This window comes from Prevotella sp. CAG:592, assembly GCF_000436015.1.
Classification (GTDB): Bacteria; Bacteroidota; Bacteroidia; order Bacteroidales; family Bacteroidaceae; genus Prevotella; species Prevotella pectinovora.
This window is the reverse complement of the sequence record NZ_FR892591.1, coordinates 28,802-33,354: the sequence shown is the minus strand read 5'-3', so window position 1 is coordinate 33,354 and position 4,553 is coordinate 28,802. Positions and strand designations below refer to the sequence as shown.

Here is a 4,553-nt window from a genome sequence, read left to right as displayed (position 1 = left end):
CACTCCGCCGATGCCGGAGATTCACAAAACGGCGCTCGGTGCGGAAGACAGTGTGGACTGGCGGTATTTCGACAACGCCACGGATGCCGTGGATGAACTTCATGCCATGGGGTATCAGGTGTGTGCCGTGGAACAGTGTGAGGGCAGCACGATGCTTCAGGACTTTGTTCCGGATATCGGCAAGCATAAGGGCTTCGCCGTGATAATGGGCAACGAGGTGAAGGGAGTGCATCAGGAAGTGGTGGACAAGAGCGACTGCTGTCTCGAGATACCACAGTTTGGCACCAAACACTCGCTCAACGTTTCTGTCACGGCAGGTATGGTGATATGGGAATTTGCAAAAAGACTGATGCTCTGATGAGTGTCAGTATTTTTATAGCTCATATATCGCTTATTTTTATACATCCCATCTTGCTATTTTATGCCGTTTAATCCATGCTACGGCCCATTCGTACCATAACCTGGAAATATGGGCTTGCAGATGCAGATGTTTTTGAATACCTTTGTAAGCAAGAAAAGTGGTAAGAATTTTATCAAACACGAAATCTAAACGAGAACTTGCAGTCCGTATCATTGCTGGAGGGAGCAAATGATGCGGACATTTTTTTTTGCAAATCAGATATCTGAATCATCCTGCATCATCCAGAGCCGCTCATCAGGGCTTGCTTGGATTATGTCTTTTTAGGAGAGTGGATTTTATTTGTCCATCATGTTTCTTGGATGATGCTCGAGTATTTCCTCCCGCAGCGTGTGCATGTCGATGTGGGTGTATATCTGAGTCGTTCCGATACTTTCGTGTCCCATCATCTCCTGTATTGCACGCAGGTTGGCACCGCCTTCAAGGAGCGATGTGGCAAAGGAATGGCGCAGCGTATGCGGACTCACGTTCTTCGTTATCCCGGCGGCAGCGGCGAGCCTCTTCACGATGGTGAATATCATTGCCCTTGTGAGATGTTTGCCGTGGATGTTCAGAAATACGTAGTCTTCCTCTCCCGGCTTTATCTTCATCACGTTGCGGTCTACAAACCAGAACCTCAGCTCCTGTATGGCGCTTTCGGATATCGGTACCAGTCTCTCCTTGTCGCCCTTTCCTATCACACGTATGAACTTCTCGTCGAGAAAGAGATCCGACATCTTCAGGTCTGTCAGTTCGCTGACTCTCAGTCCGCAACAGAAGAGCACCTCTATGATTGCCTTGTTTCTCTGTCCTTCCCATTTCTCCATGTCCACGGCAGCCTCCATCATGTCAATCTCCTTCACCGACAGCACCTCTGGCAGATGTTCCCCTATCTTGGGCCATTCCAGCAGTTCTGTAGGGTCTTCCTGGATATATCCGTCTATGAGCAGAAACTTGTAGAACGCCCTCACGCCGCTCAGAATCCTTCCCTGCGACCTCGGGCTTATGCCGATGTCGATGATGGCAGCGGCAAAGTTGCGCAGGTCATCCAGCTTCACCTCCGTCAGCGCCAGTCCCTCGCAGTTGGCATAGTTGAGCAGCTTCTGCAGGTCGTCCATATATGCCTTGAGAGTGTTCTCGGAGTAGTTTCTTCCCAGTTTCAGATATCTGCGGTATTGCTTTATCATCTCCGCATTGGAGTTGCAGTTGTCGTTCATGTCAGTTTGCGAGTCAATAGTTGTCCGAATGATTATTATTTTGTACTTTTGCAAATGTCAGCCACCCAAGTGTCTGCACTCCTCCGCCAGAGTATGCTATGCCCAGGCAGGAGAGAAATACAAGGCAAAGGTAATAAAAAGGCTGCAACAAACAAACTAATCCAGAAATATGAAGATACAAATAGTGAATGGTCCCAATCTCAATCTGCTCGGCGTGAGAGAACCGGGGATATACGGCAGCGAGTCTTTCGAGAGCTACCTGGCCAAGTTGCGTGAGCAGTATCCCGACGTAGAGATAGAATACTATCAGAGCAATGTTGAGGGAGAACTGATAAACAAGATACAGGAGGTGGGCTTCTCTTTCGACGGCATAGTGCTGAACGCCGGAGCCTACACCCACACCAGCATTGCCCTGCACGACTGCATACGCGCCATAAAATGCCCGGTTGTGGAGGTGCATATCTCCAATGTCCACCAGCGTGAAGACTTCCGCCACCATTCTTTCATTTCCGCCGCCTGCAAGGGAGTGATATGCGGCTTCGGACTCAATTCATACAGACTGGCGATAGAAGGACTGCTGGACTGACCTGTTCCGGTTGCTTTACATAATGCGGAGCACCGTTTTTTTTTATGAGCCAAGCAACCATAATCCCAAAACGGTCATAGGTCGTTCAATGTAGTGTTCCTGATGACCGGTTTGGAATAAAAAATCTTTTCCGTTCTTGGTATTTAAATCCGAAAGACGTAATTTTGCAACTTGCCCCCATTGTCACATCCATACCGTCGTGATGCGGCAGCGAGGAGACGGTCAGGGGCATAAGACAAAAACGACAATAGTTTCACATATAATATGGCAAAAAACGACAATGGGCTGACGCCTATGATGCAGCAGTTCTTTTCGCTCAAGGCGAAACATCCCGACGCACTGCTGCTCTTCAGGTGTGGAGACTTCTATGAAACATACTGCGACGACGCCGTTGACGCAAGTCGCATCCTCGGCATCACGCTCACCAAGAGAAACAACTCAGGCACGAAACCGTCTACCGAGATGGCTGGATTCCCCCATCATGCCCTCGACACCTATCTGCCAAAGCTCATCAGGGCAGGCAGAAGAGTGGCTATCTGCGACCAGCTCGAAGACCCGAAACTGACGAAAAAACTCGTGAAGCGAGGCATCACCGAACTTGTAACGCCGGGTGTTGCCCTGACCGACAACGTGCTGAACTACAAGGAGAACAACTTCCTCGCAGCCATACACTTCGGCAAGGCATCCTGTGGAGTGGCGTTCCTCGATATTTCAACCGGAGAGTTCCTCACCACCGAAGGACCATACGACTATGTGCAGAAGCTGATAGGTAACTTCCAGCCAAAGGAGGTGCTATATGAAAGAGGCAAGAAGGCAGACTTCGAACGCTTCTTCGGAACAAAGCATTTCACCTTCGAACTCGACGAATGGGTGTTCAATGAACAGACCGCCCGCCAGAAACTGCACAAGCATTTTGAGGTGAAAAACCTCAAGGGCTTCGGCGTAGACCATCTCAAATGCGGTATCGTGGCATGCGGAGCCATCCTGCAATATCTGGAACTCACGCAGCATACACATATCAGCCATATCACGTCGCTATCCCGGATAGACGAGGAGCGATATGTGAGACTCGACAGCTTCACCGTGCGTTCGCTCGAACTGACACGTTCGATGCAGGACGGCGGATGCTCGCTCATCGACGTAATAGACCGCACTTGTTCGCCGATGGGAGCCAGAATGCTCAACAGATGGGTGTGCTTCCCGTTGCGCAATGCCGCCGACATAAACAAGCGGCTCGACGTGGTGGAGGAATTCTTCAAGGACACGTCACTCAGGGAAATCATCGACGAGAACACCAATGGAGTGGGCGACCTGGAACGCATCACAGCAAAGGTTGCCACAGGACGTGTGTCGCCACGGGAAATGGTGCAGCTGAAGAATGCCCTGCTCTGCATGCAGCCTATCAAGGATGCCTGCGAGCGGTCGGAAAACAAGACTCTCGCGCTGATGGCAGACAGGATTGACGCCTGCAAGGAACTCAGCGACAGACTGGAGATGGAGATAGAGCCAGACCCGCCACAGCTCGTGAACAAAGGACACGTGATACGCAGCGGAGTGGACGAGGAACTCGACCGCATGCGCGACATAGCATATAACGGCAAGGACTATCTGCTGAAAATCCAGGAGAGGGAGACAGAGGAGACCGGCATATCAAGTCTGAAAATCGGCTACAACAATGTGTTCGGATATTATCTTGAAGTGAGGAATATCCACAAAGACAAAGTGCCTGCCACATGGATAAGGAAGCAGACGCTCGCACAGGCGGAACGATATATCACCGAGGAACTGAAACAATATGAGGAGCAGATTCTCGGAGCCGAAGACAAGATACTGCAGCTGGAGACAAAGCTCTTCGGTGAACTCGTGCAGAACACCCAGCATTATATACACACCATTCAGAAGGATGCGCATATCATAGCACAGCTCGACTGTCTGCTCTCCTTTGCCAAGACGGCGGAGGAACACCGGTACGTGAGACCGCAGATTCTGCAAGACGACATCGTGATAGATATCCGTCAGGGCCGCCACCCCGTGATAGAGACACAGATGCCGGTGGGAGAGAAGTATGTGCCCAACGACATATATCTCGACGACAAGAAGCAGCAGATAATGATTATCACCGGACCGAACATGGCGGGTAAGTCGGCTCTGCTACGCCAGACGGCACTCATCACGTTGATGGCACAGATAGGATGCTACGTGCCGGCAGAGAGTGCCAAGATTGGTATCGTGGACAAGATATTCACACGTGTGGGGGCGAGCGACAATATCTCAATGGGAGAATCCACATTCATGGTGGAGATGACGGAGGCTTCGAATATCCTCAACAACGTGACGCCGCGCAGTCTTGTGC

At 50.7% G+C, this 4,553-nt stretch carries 4 protein-coding genes; 3 read left to right on the top strand and 1 reads right to left on the bottom strand.

The annotated features are described in order from the left end of the window. On the top strand, nt 1-358 hold a 358-nt coding region (locus QVO99_RS07030), incomplete at its 5' end, for a TrmH family RNA methyltransferase (protein ID WP_288177035.1). Nucleotides 359-696: 338 nt separating this feature from the next. Here QVO99_RS07030 and xerA read toward each other — a convergent pair. Next, nucleotides 697-1,614, bottom strand: coding sequence for a site-specific tyrosine recombinase/integron integrase (gene xerA / locus QVO99_RS07025; protein ID WP_022316898.1), 918 nt, complete (start codon nt 1,612-1,614; stop codon nt 697-699). Between the two features lie 169 nt (nt 1,615-1,783). On the opposite strand from xerA, the gene aroQ reads away from it, so the two are divergent. Together aroQ and mutS are read left to right on the top strand one after the other, a co-directional pair. Next, nucleotides 1,784-2,200 carry a type II 3-dehydroquinate dehydratase gene (gene aroQ / locus QVO99_RS07020; RefSeq protein WP_022316897.1) on the top strand — a complete coding sequence of 139 codons (417 nt, stop codon included), beginning with the start codon at nt 1,784-1,786 and terminating at the stop codon, nt 2,198-2,200. A gap of 264 nt (nt 2,201-2,464) precedes the next feature. Continuing rightward, nucleotides 2,465-4,553 (top strand): DNA mismatch repair protein MutS (gene mutS, locus QVO99_RS07015; protein ID WP_288177034.1); only part of this gene is annotated, 2,089 nt, incomplete at its 3' end.

Coding starts and splice junctions, on each gene's coding strand:
- xerA (WP_022316898.1), bottom strand. CDS start 1,614: ATGAACGACAACTGCAACTCCAATGCGGAGATGATAAAGCAATACCGC.
- aroQ (WP_022316897.1), top strand. CDS start 1,784: ATGAAGATACAAATAGTGAATGGTCCCAATCTCAATCTGCTCGGCGTG.